Below are 17,040 nucleotides of genomic sequence, written 5' to 3' on the forward strand. Positions count from 1 at the left end.
CCCGAAACGATGGCCTTTCGTCTCGTGGACCGACGTTCCGGTACGTCGAACCGATAGCCGCATTGCCAAGAGCCTTCAGTACGGCTTCCGAATCACGAATGAATGTTCGGTGACGTGAGACAACGAGTACAGCGAGTGCTCTTTCTCTTTCCCGCCGCCCTCGCTCGCCTCGGATTGCTCGACCGAGAGAAAGGCGAGAAGGCGTTCGACCTCGCCGTCCCGGTGATGGTCACTGGCGGGATGCGAACCCTGCTTCGCGTCGCGGACTTTTTCATGGTCAGCGTCGCCCTCGACGAAAGCGCAGTCGCGGCACTCGAGTTCGGCTTTCAGTACTTTTTCATTCCGTTCGGTCTCTCGCTGGCACTCACGAGCGGCACGATAAGCATCGTCTCCCGATTCAAAGGGGCTGGAGAGCACGCGAAAGCGGACCTCGCCATCAAACAATCGCTGTGGCTCTCGCTCGTCGTCTCGGTTCCGATGACGGCAGCCACGTGGTTCTACGCGGAACCGATGATAGCTGTGCTCACCGACGACCCGCGCGTCATCGAACTCGGCGCACTCTATCTAAAAATCATCATGCTCTCCGTCTCGTTTCGATTCTGGAGCATGATAGCCGCCCGTGCGCTCGCAGGGAGCGGCGACACGCGAACCCCGATGTACATCCGCCTGCTCACGCTCCCGACCAATATCGTCCTGAACGCGGTTCTCATCTTCGGCCTCGGTCCGTTCGACCCGATGGGCGTCAGGGGGGCAGCGTGGGGTACTGCCATCGCCAACACGCTCGCGGCGGTGTTGTTCACCGCCGTCTTGCTCTCTGGGCGGTACTCGGTTCAACTCCGTCTCGGCGGCAAGCAGTGGGACACCGCCATCGCCCACGAAATCGTCCGTGTTGGACTCCCACTCGCCGGAACTCGCCTCTCGCGGACGCTCGGTCGATTTCCGTTTCTCTTCGTGCTCGGCACCCTCGGAACTGGCGTCGTCGCCTCCTACGCTATCGGTCGGCGGGTGATGCTCCTCGCACTGATGCCCGCGTGGGGCTACTCGACGGCCTCCAGTACGCTCGTCGGCCAGAGCATCGGCGCAGGAAACGACGAGGAAGCGACCGAGTACGGCTGGCAAACCCTTCGCATCGCGCTGGCGACCCAGTTGCTCCTCGCGGTCACGCTCATCGTCGCTGCACGCCCCATCGCCCGCGCTTTCGGGACGACCAACCTCGATTTGACCGTCGAGTTCGTTCGCGTGTTCGGACTCGGCGTCGCGGCGTTTAGCATCTCCCGAACGATGCGGGGTAGCTTGCGCGGTGCAGGCGACACGAGGTGGCCGCTGTACGGAACGTTCGTGGGAACCTACTTCTACAAACTGCCCGTGGCGTTTCTCTCAGTTCCGCCGGGTGTCGTCCTCTTCTCGCTCGGTCGCTGGTCGTTCACGCCAGGAATCGGTCTCGGTCTGCTCGGTGTCTACGCCGCAATCCTCGGCGATATGTACTTCAGAGCGGGCGTCAACACGTTCCGGTTCTGGACGGGCGAGTGGAAACGAATCGCCCGCGAGTCCGACGCAGGTGCGGGTACACGCGCCGATTGAGGTGGACGACTGCACGAATCACGGTGGATACGACGATACAACCGCGCGACTCGGTGTCGATACAACCACGAACCGATTCGTACGCGAATCTTCGACGTCGAAGGGGATTTCGAGTGGAAATGAAGGGGTTCCGCCCGGAGTAGGCAGGTTTTAAGCGTTCGAGTGGAAACTACGGGGTATGAGCACATCCACGAAAGTCGTCGTTACGACCGTCGGACTGACAGCGCTGGCCGTAATCGCTGTCATCATCAACGCCTGGCTCATCGCCTGATGTTCAGCGAACGAACGCTCCCCGAGGACGTGGCGGCGGTTCGAGACGAACGTGTACCCGGTGCGCTCGTCCTCGACTGTAACCGCGATTTCGAGACGCTCCCGGTCCCGGTGCGGGACGACCTCGCTTTCCTGACTGACGACATCCGGCCGTTTACCGCACCCGAGGAGTGGCTTCCAGCGGACGCTCCCGAACTCCTCCGGCGATTCGCCGGAACCGACCTCGTCGTCGGGATGCCTGGGGATGGAAGCGTGGCGTGGACGCGCCAGACCGACCCGCCCGTTCTCTTCGTGAAAGCGCGCGTCGAGGGGTCGCCCGAGGATTTCGTCGACTTCCTGCTCGCGGAGGCGCTGGTCGAGGTCGGTCTGGACCTCCCAGAGCACTTCCTGGGGTTCTTCGAGGAACACTATCCGGAGTTCGCCGACGCCACCCAACTCGATACGGGAGGAACGTACCAGCTCGCGACTGCGTTGTACGACGCCTACAAGGGCCTGCACACCCGCGAGGTGTTCGCCGACTGGGAGGGAATCCACTCCCGCCTGTTCGACGCGTGGCGGAACGCCGGCGAACGAATCGAACCGCGACTCGACGACATTGCTCGCGAGGTCGCCACCGGTCGGACGGATTTTCCGAACGCCGCCGAGTTCGCGTGCAGCGCCATCAAACACGGTATCGAACCGCCCGCGCCCTTCGCCGCGCTCGACACGCAGGCGTACCGCGACCACGGCGTCGAGTACGCGATCAAGTGGACGGAAAAGACGATCGGTTAGTGCTGGCCGCTCCAGTCTGCAGGACCACCGACGGTGGCCACCTCAGACTGCTTCGGTCCCCCGCTTTCCGGTCCGAACCTGGCAGGCGTCCTCGATGGGGACGACGAATATCTTCCCGTCGCCGGGTTCGCCCGTGTTCGCGGCGTCACGAATCGCGTCGATGACGTCCTCTGTGGGGACGTCCGCGACGACACACTCCACTTTCACCTTCTGGTGGAGGTCGACGACGTACTCTTCACCGCGCCACTGGCCGAGTTTGGCGGGTTGGCTCCCGCGCCCGCTGACGTTCGTCACCGTCAGACTCGGCGCTCCGACGTCGGCGAGCGCCCGCTTTACCTTCGTGAGCCTGTCGGGGCGAACGATGGCGGTGACGAGCTTGATTCCACCGTCGTTCGGAATCCCGCCGCCGTCGGCCCGCAGCTGGTCGGCGGACACCTCACCCGGCCCGCCGACGCCGAATTCGGGGTAGGTTTCGACGCCGTGTTCGGCGATGTCGAGTCCCTCGCGTTCGTGCTCGGGCGTGACGCGGGCCTGCCCGAGCGCACGTGCACCGCCGAAGACGGCACTGGTCGCGAGCACGGTCCAGAGGCCGATGAGGACGACGCCTGCACCCTGTACTGCGAGTCCCGAGAGCACCCCGCCCACGCTGAAACTCTCCCACGTACCGACGGCGACGAACGGATAGGCCAGCGTCCCGAGGATTCCGGCAGAGCCGTGGACCGGGAAGACCGCACACACGTCGTCGATGCGGAGGCGTTTCTCGACGAACTCGAAGACGAAGGGGAGCTGTGCACCGGCCAGCAGGCCGACGGCGATAGCGCCAGGCCAGACGACGTCGTCGGCGATACCGGTGACGCCGACGAGACCGGCGAGGAGACCGTTGGCCACGTAGAGCGTGTCCACCTTGTCGGTGCGGACCAGCGAGACGCCACCCGCACCGATGGCACCGGCGGCCATCCCGAGCGTCGTGACGAGCGCGACCCGACCGACCGTCTCGAACGCGGCCAGAGAGAGCGCACCGTCCTCGACGCTGAACACCGTGGCGGCGGTACCGACGTTGAAGCCGTACCAGCCGAAGGCGAGGACGAGCGTCCCGAGGACGGCGAACGTCACGGAGTGACCGGGGATGACGTTCACACTGCTGTCGTCGTCGAACCGACCGAGGCGCGGTCCGACGACCCAGGCCGCGGTCAGTCCGGCGACGCCCCCCATCCCGTGGACGACCATCCCGCCCGCGAAGTCGTGGAACCCGATGGTCGCGAGGATGCCGCCCGCCCACGTGAAGCCGACGACGACCGGATAGACGAGACTCGCCAGCAGAACGGTGTAGGTCACGTAGGTACGGAGTTTACACCGCCCCGCGACGGCCCCGCTGACGATGGTCGCGGCGGTCATGGCGAACACCGCGCCGAACAACCAGTCCACCCAGGCGTTTACGCCGCCGGGGTCGAGGACGGCGGCGAACTCGCCGCCGACAGACCACGCGCCGGTCGCGCCGGTGAGATATCCGACGACGTTCGAAATCGCCGCGCCCACCAGGAAGAACGCCAGGACGCCGACGCTCCAGGTGAGCAGGTTCTTCGTCAACTGGTTGGCGACGTTCTTCGAACGCACCTGTCCGGCCTCCAGCATGGCGAACCCCGCGTGCATGAAGAAGATGAGGAACGTGGCGACGAGCACCCAGAGGAGGTTGATGCCCTCGGCCAGAACCCGAAGGTCGTTCGGAGTCACGGCGCTTCGACCTCCCCTCTGCGCTCCGGTTCGGGTAGTTCGACCAGGTCGTCTGGACAACTGTTCATGATTATCGCAAAATCTTCTGGGTTTGTGCTCTTCGTCACGGTATATCGTGACGTCAAAACACTACATAAGCGTAATCGTTTATAAATCACGATAATCGTGTGTCCTATTAGACGCGCGTCCGGTTTACAATGGGATATTATCGATATTAGGTTGTATATTGTCCAGAAGTTGGACGCTCGTCAGCACGCGTTTCGAACGTTCGTCCAGTGACGGTCGGTAGCGAGAGACGGGGATCGGCGACCGGGGTGCGCAGGAGCGTACGACGTCTCTCCGCTGATTCGGGTGCGCTCTCGGGGCGATTCACCGTCGAAGCGTGTCGGCGGCGACGGGACACCACGGCTCGACACCCGTCGATTGGAAGAACGCATCCGTGGTAGCTACCCCGACTGGTATCCCCGGCTAGACCCCTACACAGCCATCACAGCCTGTTCGCGACGTCCTCCGCGAAGTAGGTCAGAATCAGATCTGCCCCGGCGCGTTTTATCGACAGCAGCGACTCCAGTGCCGTCTCCTCTAAGTCCAACCACCCCTTCTCGGCGGCGGCGTGGAGCATCGCGTACTCTCCGGAGACGTTGTACGCGGCGACGGGGTGGTCGAACGCCCGTCGAATCGAGCGCACGATGTCGAGGTACGGGAGCGCGGGCTTGACCATCAGCACGTCCGCACCCTGTTCGACGTCGAGTTCGACCTCGCGTATCGCTTCACGCGCGTTGGCCGGGTCCATCTGGTAGTGACGGCGGTTCCCGAAAGCGGGGGCACCGTCCGCCGCGTCGCGGAAGGGACCGTAGAACGCCGATTCGTACTTCGCGGCGTAGCTCATGATGGGAACGTCCGAGTAGCGAGCGTCGTCGAGCGCGGTGCGAATCGCACCGACCATCCCGTCCATCATCCCGCTGGGTGCGACCATCTCGGCCCCGGCCTCGGCGTGTGAGACGGCGATTTTCTGGAGGAGGTCGAGCGTCTCGTCGTTTTTCACGGTGAGTCGCGGGTCGTCGGCCGCGTGTTCTTCCAGTACGCCGCAGTGACCGTGGTCGGTGTACTCACAGAGACAGACGTCGGTGATGACCGTGGCGTCGGTTTCGCTCGTGACGTGGCGCGTCGCTTCCTGCACGACGCCGTCTTCCACCCACGCTCGAGTGCCGCGGTCGTCTTTCGATTCGGGGATGCCAAACAGCATCACCGCCTCGACGCCTGTTTCGATCACTTCTTCGACGCGGGCGACGCTCTCGTCGACCGGGACTCGTTCGTGTCCCGGCATCGATTCGATGGCGACTCGTTCGTCCGTCGTCGCGTCGACGAACACGGGGGCGATGAGGTCGCTCGCGTCGAGGGTCGTCTCGCTGACCATCTCTCGGAGACCGTCCCGACGGAGACGGCGTGGACGCTCGATTGGGTTCATACAGGTGCTACCCGCGGAACGCTCAAAAAGGTGTTACTCGTCGAACGCGCGAACTCGCAGTAGTCTACGTACGTTCGAAACCGCATCGTTCCAGCCACGGGTCACAACGCATTTACTCTATCACAGCAATACTCGTATCAGATGAATATCGCCTCGCTCGTCGCAGCCGAGACGACCCTGCCCATTGGCCTGTTGGCCAGTGCGGTGTTCGGGCTGGCACTCCTCTCGTTCGCCTCGGGGTCGCGGTCGCTTCGGACGTTCGTCGCCGATTACGGCGTGATTTTACTCGTCGCCAGTGTCGCACTCGCCGCCCTCGTCGGCATCGCGCTCTTCGTGGTCGGCGACGAAGAACTCGCAAAGCAGTGGTTAGACCAGTACGGTCTCATGGCGCTCTTTCTCATCCTCATCCTGGAGGGTGCGATGCTGCTGTACTTCGCCCCCAGCGAGACCCTCGTTCCCGTCTCCGTTCACGTCATGGCGTCGCCGGACGACTATCAGAGCGTCGGCATCATCATTCTCGTCGCCGTCGTCGGCGCGACTGTCGGGCAGTACGCGCTGTTCTCGTTGGCGAAACGCGGCGGACGAGAGTACCTGCTGGAGAAACCCTGGTTCCGTATCAGCGAATCCTCCCTCGACCGATTCGACGGCTGGTTCCAGCGGTGGGGTCGCGTCGTCGTCCCGGTGAGCAACGCTCTCTTGTTCACTCGCGGCATGCTCACCGTCCCCGCCGGGTTCGCTGAGATGCGTGACTGGGAGTTCGTCGTCCTCTCGGCTATCGGGACGCTCGTCTTCCAGTCGTGGCTCGCCGCGTTCTACATCTACTCGTTCAAATTCGGCCTCTTCGAATCGCTCCCGTTCTGACAGATATCACGGTTCACTGACACCCCATCCCCGTCCGAGAACCTTTTGACGGAACCGTGCTGGCTTCGGAACGGTCGCCGTTCTACCATAGCGATAGACCTAACAGCGAGGCAAGCGTATTTTCACGTGCGCCCGTGTGCCGTTTGTCGCGTGCCATGCCATGAACGTCGCGCGGGCGCGCTCTTTCGAAAACCCGCGAGCGTCACCGACGAGTGACGAACGCACGTTCCATCGAGACGCGCTCGTCCCCGGCTATCTTTCTGCGAGGAGAGAATCCCGCCGTTTACGGCGGGAGTGAATCCGACAATTCTTTCACAAACCACGCATCGACACTACGGATATTTAAGTAGTATCGGTTCATAATATGATGGACACCGAGGCGGTCACACCGTCCACTCAATTGCACAATATCGGGACTCCGAGGCCCAGAACGTTCGAGACACCCTCTCGAACCGCTGTGGTGTCTCGGTCAACAAGATAACTCCGAGTCCCATGCCGGGATAGGAGTAACGGCGGTGTGGTCCCGCCATCGGCCTATCATACCGACAGGTCGTCAACCAGCAAATATCCCAAACCAGCGGTGCGGTGCCGTGGGAAGCCTCGCCGTTTACGGCGAGGAGGAGGTCACCGGTAGTGACGAGCTATTTATCACCGACCGTCCATCTTCTATCCATGGCTCGGCGACTAGTTACCGAGCGGGCTCTTCTGCTGTCGTTCGGAGTGGGATTTCTCGTCGTCGGGGTCTACCTCACACTTCGTGTGACCGGCATCGATTCGGCGTTCGCCCGTCAGCGTCTCGGCATCGCTATCCTCGTCTCCGTACTGCTCGGCATCGTCTTCGTCCTCACGGGCCTCGGTCGGGGCGGAGAGTGACGCGACCCGCTCAGACGGCTTCCGTCGTCCCCCGCTCTTCGGCGGCCAGTCGGTCGGCCCGTCGCCGGTTTTTCAGCACCAGCGCGCCGAACGCGACGGCACCGATTGCCCGGAGCACGAGGTCGAACGACCCCGGTTCGACGGTCGGTAACCCGAACAGTCCGAGCAGTCCGGTCACGGCGTTGAACAACAGGAGCGGTGCCATGAGCAAGAGCGCCGAGAGTGCGAACAACGTCCGGTCCGTCCTGTTCACGTCGGTGTAGAGATAGCCGATGACGGTCGCGCCGAGCGCGATGACGCCGACGAACACTCCCACGACCGGTATCAGCACGTCGGGAACGAAGTACGCGAGGTCGGTCACGTCGCTGAGACCGATGACATGAACCTCCTGTCCCGTGCCGACGCCACGGAGGAGGAGGATACCGGGCGTGAGCACGAACGCGAAGGGGACGATGGCCTTGTTCAGTGAGAGCGAGAACGCCTCTACCCCCGTCTGGAACTGGTCGGATTTGGCGATTCCCGAGGCGGCGTAGGCCGCGACCGCGACCGGCGGCGTGATGTCGGCGATGACGCCGAAATAGAGGATGAAGAGGTGTGCGGATAGAATCGGAATGCCGAATCCGGCGATGGCGTTGCCGAGCATCGAGACGAGGATGATGTAGGTCACCGTCGTCGGCATCCCCATACCGAGGATGATAGAGGAGATGGCGGTGAGCACCAGCAGGGCGACGATCGAACCGCCACTGACCGTGCGGATAAGTGCGGTCAGATTCGGTCCGAGGCCGCTGACGCTGATGACGCCGGGGATGATGCCCGCCGCCGCGACCGCGATGACCACGGTCGTCGCCGTACGTGCGCCCGAGTCCATCGATTTCAGGACGAACCCGCCGTACTGGAACGCCTTGTTGTCGGCGAGTCGCGGTCGACGCAGTGCGTTCGCTCCGTTCGCCACCGCGTTGTCGACCTGTCCGTCGAAATCGAGGAGCGGTGCGTCCCAGTGTGGGCGTGCGACCAGCGTGACCAGACTCACGGCGAGGATTATCCACCCCAACTGTCCGGCCACCACGTTCAGTGCGGACCCAGGGGTCATGCCCGCGCCACCACCGCCGGTGAGCAACGAGACGATGCCGACGCCCGCGGTCGTAAACGCGGCGAACTGGACGACGACCACCCCGACTATCGTCCCGAGTAGTGGAACCCTCGAACGCCGGTCGTACGCGGCGACGAGTGCGATGAGCGCTCCGATAGCGACCAGCGTGAACCACGCCGCACGCTCGATGGAGAGGCGTTCGACGATGAGGTAGTAAAGAAGCAGTATCAGCGGAACGAGATAGAACCAGCCACGCAGCAGGTGCGGCCGGAGCGTCACGATTTCGGTGTCAGCCAGACCGCCGATGTTCTCTTTCGACGCTTCGAGGTGGACCATCACCCAGACGCCGAAGAAGAAGACAACCGCCGGAATCGCCGCCGCCATGATGACGTCGCGGAAGGGCGTCAACGTGTACTCCACGATGAGGAACGCCGCCGCACCCATCACCGGCGGGAGAATCTGCCCGCCGGAGGATGCGGAGGCTTCGACCGCGCCAGCGAACTCCGGCCGGTAGCCCGACCGCTTCATCAGCGGAATGGTGAACGCACCCGTCGTCACCGTGTTCGCGATGGACGACCCGCTGATGGTACCCATGAATCCCGACGCGAGGATGGACGCTTTGGCGGGACCGCCCTTTCGTCGACCCGTGGCGGCGTACGCCAGTTCGATGAACCACTGGCCCGCGCCACTCATCTCCAGGAACGCGCCGAAGAGGATGAAGATGTAGATAAAGCGAACGCTCACCGTGACGGGGATGCCGAACACGCCGTTTTCGGTGTTGTACCAGAGGTTCTGAACGATAGAACTCCAGTCGAGCGGCGGAATCGAGAGCACCCCGACAACAGGGGCGTCGATGGGGATGAGATACCCCCATCGCGCGTAGACGATGAACAGCGCGACGATGGTCATCAGGTACACGCCCAGCGCACGCCGGGTCGCATCCAGCACGAGAAGGACACCGAGTGCACCGAGGACGAAGGCGTACGACACCTCGTTCAGTGGAATGCCGACGGCCGATACGGCGTCCACGACCGGCGAGAGGACGGGGTACGCTTCCCCGACTGTGCGTCCGAATCCCAGACCGAGCGCCCGCATCCGACGAATCTCGTCGAAATCGGTGAGCATGTAGGCGGCAGACAGTATCGCTATCCCCATCATCACGAAATCGACGGGCGTTATCCGCGTCCTGTCCGGGTCGAGCACCGCCCAGCGAACGCCTCGGCGGACGCCGTCGAGCCCCCGCGTGAGGGGATTTTCCGGCCCGAACCGCTCGCTGACGTACGGGACGATTTGTCCAAACCGTCGTGTGAAGAATCCTCGTCCGGTCGTCGTCGGGAACAATAGAAACGTCAGCAGAAGGGCAAACGTGACGTGGATGGCGTTCACCTGCAACAACTGAAGGGCCGCGAGTCGCACCTCACCGACGACGGGGAGCGTCGCCGCGAAGATGAATCCACGGGCGGCGAGCCACATCTGGTACGCCGAGAAAGCGATACCGATGGCCGAGACGACGATGGCCGCCGTCCCTCGCAGTCTGCGCCGATGCTCCAGTTCCTGAACGAGCTCTTCCTGTTCTTCCTCGCTGAGTGTGTCGCTCATGATGGACACCGCCGGGTGACGAACAGTTCGACCGACTCGCCACCTGAGAGCGCTACAAGGTCGTACCGCCGGTCACCGACAACGAGTTCGTGTCCCGCGACGTCGCCGGGTGTGACCGAGATGGTCGTGTAGCTTCCCTCGGGGTCGAAGACGAACCAGCCGTTCTCACGGCTGACGTTCGCACGGGCCGGGAGTCCTGCGCCGTACGACTGGAAGCGCATCTCGACCATCTCCAACTCGTCGCCGTCGACGGCGTACACGTCTCGGACGGGCGTCTTCTCGACGCTGTGGGTGTACGCGAGCGTCACTCGCGTTCCATTCTCTACCGGCAGGACGAGAATCGGTTCGCCCGTGTCACCGTCCGCGACGACGAGCACGCGCTCGGTCGCTCGCGTCTGCTCGTCTACCCCCGAGTGGGCGTGTCGTTCTGCGTTTCGAGTGTCTACACCGACCTGCGTCCGTTCGCCCGTCTGTGCGACCGCTGGGGCTGCGACGACCGACATCGTGAGCAGGACGACAGCGACCAGTGTCAGTCCACACCGCCCACGGGACGACACCGGTCCCCGACGCCCGTCTTCGGAACTCCCTCGCTTACGAACTGTTGTTCCCACCGGTTTGGTTCCCTCCTGTCTGGTTCCCGCCGCCCTGCGTCGTCGCCGGGCCAAATATCTCCCTCGCCGCGGGGTGAAGCGGGATGGACATCCCGTCCAGCGCGCTGTCTCGGCCGATGAACTGCTGTTTCAGCGTCAACTGCCCGACGTTGTCGAAGATGGACTGGGTCACCGCTCGAACGGACTCGTTCGACTGGTCCTGTGTCGTCGCGATCATCGCCTGCACCGCGATGGTCTGGACGGGTTCGTTCTGCCCGCTGTAGGTTCCCGACGGAATCCTGTCGTCCGCGAACCATCTCGCCTGCTGTTTGATGTTCTCTCGCGCCTGGTCGGAGACCTCCACGAAAGCGATGTTGTTCGTCGTCGCCAGTTCCTCTATCGCACCGACGGGCCACCCACCCACGACGAACGCAGCGTCGATGTCGCCGTTACGGAGCTGGTCTGCCGCCTGCGAGAACCCGGTGTTCTGTTCGGTGAAGTCGTTTTGCTGGATGCCGACCGATTCAAGAATCTGCAGGGCGTTCACCTGCGTTCCGCTTCCCAGGTCGCCTGTGTTGATGGTCGCGCCTTCGAGGTCTTCTAACGTCTCGATGTTGCTTCCCTGGAGCGTGACGATGTGAATCGTCTCGGGATATAGCGTCGCCACCCCTCGAAGACTCTGAATCGCGTTGCCCTGGAACTCCTCGATGCCGGACCCGTTGAACGCGAAGAAGGCGACGTCGTTCTGGATGAGCGCGAAGTCAGCGTTCCCCTGAGCGAGGCCACCGACGTTCTCGACGCTCGCGCCGGTCGACTGTACCTGCACGGTGAAATCGGAGTTGTTCTCGATGATGGTCTTGAACTGGTTCGACAGCGGAAAGTACGTCCCCCCGGTGCCGCCTGCGAACCACGTCAATCGTTGTTGCTGTGCCAGCACGTCCCCGGAGAGCCCGAGGAGGCCTACTGCTCCTGCTGTCTTTACGAACGTGCGTCTATTGATGTCCCCCACCATGCCTCTGATCTCTCCCTGAGAGTTCATATAGCCAATCGACGCTTCGACCGTGAAACCCTTCGATTCCGTCCGGTAACGTCGAATACGTGCGAGCAACGGATCGTTTCTTGACAGAGTTTCGAATCGAAAGTGTATTTGGGTCGCGTTTCGAGTACGGGAATATGGAGACGATTCGTGCCAACGAGTATCACGATATTGCTACTGTGAGCGACTCACGACTCTCGCCGGACGGCGAGCGAGTGGCGTTCGTTCGTTCCGTTCCCGACGACGACGAACAGTACGAAGCGAGCGTGTACGTCGTCCCGCTCGGTGGTGGCGAACCGACGCAGTTCACCATCAGCGAGGGCGTAGACAGCACGCCCCGGTGGAGCCCCAGCGGCGACCGTCTGGCGTTCGTAAGCACGCGTGGCGCGGACGACGACCGCCCGCAGTTATGGGTGCTCCCGACGGCGGGCGGGGAAGGGCGACAGGTCACCGACGTCGCAGGTGGCGTCTCACAGATCACGTGGTCGCCCGACGGAACGAAACTCGCGTTCGTCCAGCAGAGCACCGAAGACGACCGGGAGGCAGAGCGGGACGTCGAACTCGACGACGAGGAGTATGAACCCGAGACGCCCGACCCGCGGGTCATCGACCGGAAAATCTACCGCGCGGGCACAAAGTACTTCGACGGCAGGCGAAGCCACGTCTACGTCGTCGACCTCACAGACGACTCCGTCGAACGCATCACCGACGGCGACTTCGATTTCCTGGGGCCGGAGTGGGGCGACGCGACGACGCTCTACTACGGCGCTCGGCGCGAGGGTGACCCGGACGACAACATCGTCGTGGATGTCGTCGCCTACGACGTAGAATCCGACGAGGAGGAGACGCTCTTCCAGACGACGGGCTGGAGTGCGGCCCTCGCGGCGACCGAGGACGGACGAATCGCGTACACCTACTCACCGGAAGAGCGGGCGACGCTCCGCCAGACCGAGGTCGAGGTGTTCGACCGCGAGACAGGGGAGACGGTCACCCTCACCGAATCGCTCGACAGGATGCTCTCGATCGGGCCACAGTGGGACGACGACGAGGAGCGAGTGTACTTCGGCACGCCGGACGAGGGCGACTACGTCGTCTGGCGCGTCCCCGGGGACGGAAGCGACGACCCCGAACCGGTCGTCGGTGAGGGACACGTCTTCGACTTTTCGGTCGGAGCCGACGCCATCGCCTACGCGAAAGCCGAGTGGGACCACCGGGGTGACGTGTTCGTCTCGACGCCCGGCGGGGCCGAAACCCGACGACTCACGCGTGTCAACGCAGACTACCTGAACGACCGGGCGGTCTCCCAGCCAGAAGAGTTCTGGTTCGAATCGGACGACGGAACCGAAGTCCAGGGCTGGGTGCTGACGCCCCCCGACTTCGACCCCGACGGGACGTATCCCCTCGTGGTCGAGATTCACGGCGGCCCACACGCCATGTGGACGACGACCGGGACGATGTGGCACGAGTTCCAGACGCTCGCCGCGCGGGGCTACGTCGTTTTCTGGTGTAACCCGCGCGGTTCGACCGGGTACGGGGAAGAACACATGGCTGCCATCGAACGCGGCTGGGGAACCGTCGACTACGAGGACGTGATGGCCGGGACCGACGTCGTCGCGACGCGGGAGTACGTAGACGAGGACAACATGTTCGTCACGGGCGGAAGCTACGGCGGCTATCTCACTACGTGGATCGTCGGCCACACCGACCGGTTCGCGGGCGCGGTGACCCAGCGCGGCGTCTACGAACTCAACAGTTTCTACGGTTCGACGGACGCCTTCAAACTGATCGAGTGGGACTTCGGGACGACGCCGTGGGAAGAACCCGAATTCCTTTGGGACCGCTCGCCCATAGCCTACGCACACGAGGTGACAACACCCACGCTCGTCGTCCACAGCGACAACGACTTCCGCGTTCCGGTGAACAACGCCGAGATGCTCTACCTGCTCCTCAATAAAAACGACGTGGATACCCGTCTCGTGCGCTATCCGCGCGAGGGGCACGAACTCTCCCGGAGCGGTGAACCGGCCCACGTCGTCGACCGACTGGAGCGCATCGTCCGCTGGTTCGACGGCTACTCGGAGTACCACGACGTGCCGGCGGCGCTAGAACGCGGCGACGACGGGCTATCGGCGGCGGACGAGGACGACGAGGACGAGGAGAGCGAGGGTGCCGGGGACGCCGAAAGCGAGAACGGCGACGAATCTCGATAGTGACGTACAACGACAACTGTTCACATGGGGGGTTCGTTTCGTTCGGCCTACTGAGCGGGGAATTCTCACCGCTTGATAGTGATTTTTCACTGGAAACGAAGGGGTTCATGGCTACGCACGAAAATTCGAGCTACTGACCGCTCTATAGCAGTTTGGAGGTCGGTTTCGCCAGCAGGCTACCACGGCACACCCCCGTCGCTCTCCTGCGATTTCGACTCGAAGGAGGGGGGTTCAATCGACGATGATTTCGCTGCTCTCGTCCTGCGAGTTGTCAGAGCCGGGTTGCATCTCGTTCTCGTAGCGGTCTATCCACTCCGCAAAACACTCGGGACAGAGTCGTTGAATGTCGATTTGAGAACGGTCGACGGTCAGGCGGATGGTACGGGCCAGTGCGTCGGTCAGGGGTTCTCCGCAGTTGTCACACGGGTCTGGTTCGTTGTCGTCGCTCATGCGCGGTCAATGTGACGCAGGCTATATAAATCTCGTCAGGGAGAATCGCCGGGGGCGGCGGTCGCTTCGACGCTACGCTGGCGGCGCGTACTGCGTCCCGTTCGGTGCTGGCTGGTGTGGCTGATACTGGACACCCGACGGGACACCCGTACTGGAGAAGAACAGGCGAATGTGTCCCAGCCACGGAATCTTCACCTCGGCGGTGCCGCGAATCCAGCCAGGTCTGACCGGTTCGCTGATGCGGACGACCTGGTCGTAGTCCCCGTTGTTGTCCCCTTTCGTGATGAAACCAGCGTGTGGCGCGGGGCAGTTCGGCAGTTCCTGACAGCTGTCCGCGCCAGCGATGTACGACGGATTGGCCCTGTCGTACCAGTTTTCCCCCTCGTCGACCCAGAAGTGTGCCCGATGGATGATGGGCGTCTCGTACGTGCTCCCGTCGGGCCGATAGATTATCACGTCGCCGTAGTCGTTGAAGCTCTTGTATCCCGACTCTGCTCCCCGCTGATACGTGACGACGCCCGTTCCGTCCTGGGCGGCGTTCGGGACGAAGCGACTCTGGTCCATGATGAAGATGAGGTCACCTCGTTCCATGTGTGGCTCCATGCTCCCACTCTCGACGGCGACCATGGGCGGCCATACGCCGCTGACGGCGAAGAGAACGAGACCGATTGCGACCACGACGGCGACGCTCTCTAACATCTCGCGGACGAACACGACCGTTCCGTTGTCAGTGTGCCAGAACCAACGCAACCACGCGACTGGTCCCGACCCATCGGGACCAGTATCCCGAACGCCGTCAGGCGACGACTCGTCTGGGGGACTCATTACGCTATCCGTAGACTGCCTCCAGTTGTTAAGCTTCTGGGTTAGTTCGCTACGTTTTTTGCCTGTCCGTGTGTTGGAAGATACGTGCCATTAGAAACCCCGGTTCTAATTGTAAGGGAACTGACGAGCCGAGGGTACAACGCCGACCGGGAGGCGGTGACGCTTCTCGCACGCGCGTCCGACCCCACGGACGCGCTCGAACGCGCAGTCGAACACGCGCCCGAGGACGCCCTCAAACTCTCCGTCGAGCACGTCGAGGGGGTTCTCGACGCCCCGGCCGCCGACAACGGAAACCCCTCCGTTTCGACTGGAACTCCGGTCGCAGAACCGCGAGCGAACGGCGGTACCGCTCCAGTTGAAACGAAGGGGTCGACCTCGCGGAGTCGGAAACCACGTCAACCGGATATCGCTGGCGACATCACGGGCCAGAGCACCGGAACGGGCGAGTACGATGACTTCGTAACCGTCTTCCGCGACCGCTTCCAGCGGCTCTCGGGCAAACTCCGGGGGCGGGTGAACGCTCGTCCGACGAACGCCATCGCAGAGATGCCGGGCGGGAGCGACGCCGCCATCGTCGGCATGATAAGCGACATCCGCTCGACGGCGAACGGTCACTGGCTTGTCGAACTCGAAGATACGAACGGGACCTTCCCCTGTCTCGTGATGAAAGACAAGGAACTCGCTACCCTCGTTGACGAACTCCTGTTGGACGAGACCGTCGCGGTCGAGGGAACCCTCGCAGACGACGCGGGCATCCTGTTCGTGGACTCGCTTCACTTCCCGGACGTCCCCCGAACCTACCAGCCGTCCACTGCCGACCGCCACGTGCAGGCGGCGCTCATCAGCGACGTTCACGTCGGCAGTCAGGAGTTCATGGCCGACGCGTGGTCGCGGTTCACGAGTTGGCTCCACACCGAGGAGGCCCAGCACGTCGAGTACCTGCTCATCGCGGGCGACATGGTCGAAGGCGTGGGTATCTACCCGAATCAGGACGACGAACTCGACATCATCGACATCTTCGAGCAGTACGAGGAGTTCTCGGAGTACTTAAAAGAGGTGCCGGGCGACATGGAGATCGTCATGATTCCTGGCAACCACGACGCGGTGCGTCTCGCCGAACCACAACCCGGCTTCGACGAGGAACTCCGCGAAATCATGGACGTTCACGACGCCCGCATCACGGGCAACCCCTCCACGGTCACCATCGAAGGTGTCTCGGTGTTGATGTACCACGGCGTCTCGCTGGACGAGGTCATCGCCGAACTCCCCGCCGAGAAGGCGAGCTACGACGAACCTCACAAGGCGATGTACCAACTCCTCAAAAAGCGCCACGTCGCGCCACAGTACGGTGGGCACACCCGCGTCGCGCCCGAGGAGAAAGACTACCTCGTCATCGACGAGGTGCCGGACGTCTTCCACACCGGCCACGTCCACAAACTCGGGTTCGGCAAGTACCACAACGTGCTCGCCATCAACTCGGGCTGTTGGCAGTCCCAGACCGACTTCCAGAAGAGCGTGAACATCGACCCGGACGCCGGGTTCGCGCCTATCGTGGACCTGGACACGCTCGACGTGACGGTCCGGAAGTTCACCTGATTCTCTTCGAAGTAACACGTCTCCGTCATCCGATTCTCCAGTTGAAACGAAGGGGTCGGTTTTCGCTGAAAGTCGGAGAAGAGCCCCCC

General features: G+C 63.0%; 13 protein-coding genes. 6 read left to right on the forward strand and 7 right to left on the reverse strand.

Annotated features, from left to right (window positions below):
* Window positions 1-102: 102 nt before the first annotated feature.
* Window positions 103-1,581: an MATE family efflux transporter gene (locus tag ACR3FF_RS04540; protein WP_458186437.1), complete on the forward strand. Its 1,479-nt coding sequence runs from the start codon at window positions 103-105 to the stop codon at window positions 1,579-1,581.
* 270 nt (window positions 1,582-1,851) lie between these two features.
* Window positions 1,852-2,622, forward strand: coding sequence for a DUF7089 family protein (locus tag ACR3FF_RS04545; protein WP_458186439.1), 771 nt, complete (start codon window positions 1,852-1,854; stop codon window positions 2,620-2,622).
* Between the two features lie 42 nt (window positions 2,623-2,664).
* Here the strand turns inward: ACR3FF_RS04545 and ACR3FF_RS04550 are convergent, their stop codons facing one another.
* Both ACR3FF_RS04550 and hemB read right to left on the reverse strand, forming a co-directional pair.
* Complete coding sequence (locus ACR3FF_RS04550; RefSeq protein WP_458186441.1) at window positions 2,665-4,353, reverse strand: ammonium transporter; 1,689 nt, start codon at window positions 4,351-4,353, stop codon at window positions 2,665-2,667.
* 487 nt (window positions 4,354-4,840) lie between these two features.
* Entirely contained in the window at window positions 4,841-5,821 is a 981-nt protein-coding gene (gene hemB / locus ACR3FF_RS04555) for a porphobilinogen synthase (protein ID WP_458186443.1), read from the reverse strand.
* 321 nt (window positions 5,822-6,142) lie between these two features.
* Here hemB and ACR3FF_RS04560 point away from each other — a divergent pair, with 321 nt between their 5' ends.
* Both ACR3FF_RS04560 and ACR3FF_RS04565 read left to right on the forward strand, forming a co-directional pair.
* Window positions 6,143-6,682 (forward strand): DedA family protein, encoded by a 540-nt coding sequence (locus ACR3FF_RS04560; protein WP_458186518.1) that lies wholly within the window; start codon window positions 6,143-6,145, stop codon window positions 6,680-6,682.
* Window positions 6,683-7,354: 672 nt separating this feature from the next.
* A complete protein-coding gene (locus tag ACR3FF_RS04565; RefSeq protein WP_458186444.1) occupies window positions 7,355-7,555 on the forward strand; it encodes a hypothetical protein in 201 nt (66 codons plus the stop codon).
* 10 nt (window positions 7,556-7,565) lie between these two features.
* Here the strand turns inward: ACR3FF_RS04565 and ACR3FF_RS04570 are convergent, their stop codons facing one another.
* The 3 genes from ACR3FF_RS04570 to ACR3FF_RS04580 all read right to left on the reverse strand — a co-directional run bounded on the left by ACR3FF_RS04570 (window position 7,566) and on the right by ACR3FF_RS04580 (window position 11,846).
* The gene (locus ACR3FF_RS04570; protein WP_458186446.1) at window positions 7,566-10,244 is read right to left on the reverse strand and encodes a TRAP transporter permease; all 2,679 of its coding nucleotides are present in this window, start codon (window positions 10,242-10,244) and stop codon (window positions 7,566-7,568) included.
* Window positions 10,241-10,621 carry a DUF1850 domain-containing protein gene (locus ACR3FF_RS04575; protein ID WP_458186520.1) on the reverse strand — a complete coding sequence of 127 codons (381 nt, stop codon included), beginning with the start codon at window positions 10,619-10,621 and terminating at the stop codon, window positions 10,241-10,243. Before ACR3FF_RS04575 ends, ACR3FF_RS04570 begins: the two co-directional genes overlap by 4 nt.
* A 214-nt stretch (window positions 10,622-10,835) precedes the next feature.
* Window positions 10,836-11,846 (reverse strand): TAXI family TRAP transporter solute-binding subunit, encoded by a 1,011-nt coding sequence (locus tag ACR3FF_RS04580; RefSeq protein ID WP_458186522.1) that lies wholly within the window; start codon window positions 11,844-11,846, stop codon window positions 10,836-10,838.
* A gap of 161 nt (window positions 11,847-12,007) precedes the next feature.
* Between ACR3FF_RS04580 and ACR3FF_RS04585 the strand changes: the two genes are divergently transcribed.
* Complete coding sequence (locus tag ACR3FF_RS04585) at window positions 12,008-14,080, forward strand: S9 family peptidase (protein ID WP_458186448.1); 2,073 nt, start codon at window positions 12,008-12,010, stop codon at window positions 14,078-14,080.
* A gap of 231 nt (window positions 14,081-14,311) precedes the next feature.
* Here the strand turns inward: ACR3FF_RS04585 and ACR3FF_RS04590 are convergent, their stop codons facing one another.
* Complete coding sequence (locus tag ACR3FF_RS04590; RefSeq protein ID WP_458186450.1) at window positions 14,312-14,530, reverse strand: DUF7569 family protein; 219 nt, start codon at window positions 14,528-14,530, stop codon at window positions 14,312-14,314.
* Between the two features lie 72 nt (window positions 14,531-14,602).
* Window positions 14,603-15,355, reverse strand: a complete 753-nt coding sequence (locus tag ACR3FF_RS04595) for a S24/S26 family peptidase (RefSeq protein ID WP_458186452.1) — start codon at window positions 15,353-15,355, stop codon at window positions 14,603-14,605.
* A gap of 84 nt (window positions 15,356-15,439) precedes the next feature.
* Between ACR3FF_RS04595 and ACR3FF_RS04600 the strand changes: the two genes are divergently transcribed.
* Window positions 15,440-16,951 carry a DNA-directed DNA polymerase II small subunit gene (locus ACR3FF_RS04600; RefSeq protein ID WP_458186454.1) on the forward strand — a complete coding sequence of 504 codons (1,512 nt, stop codon included), beginning with the start codon at window positions 15,440-15,442 and terminating at the stop codon, window positions 16,949-16,951.
* The last annotated feature ends 89 nt before the right edge of the window (window positions 16,952-17,040 follow it).

The organism is Haladaptatus ordinarius (assembly GCF_054177595.1).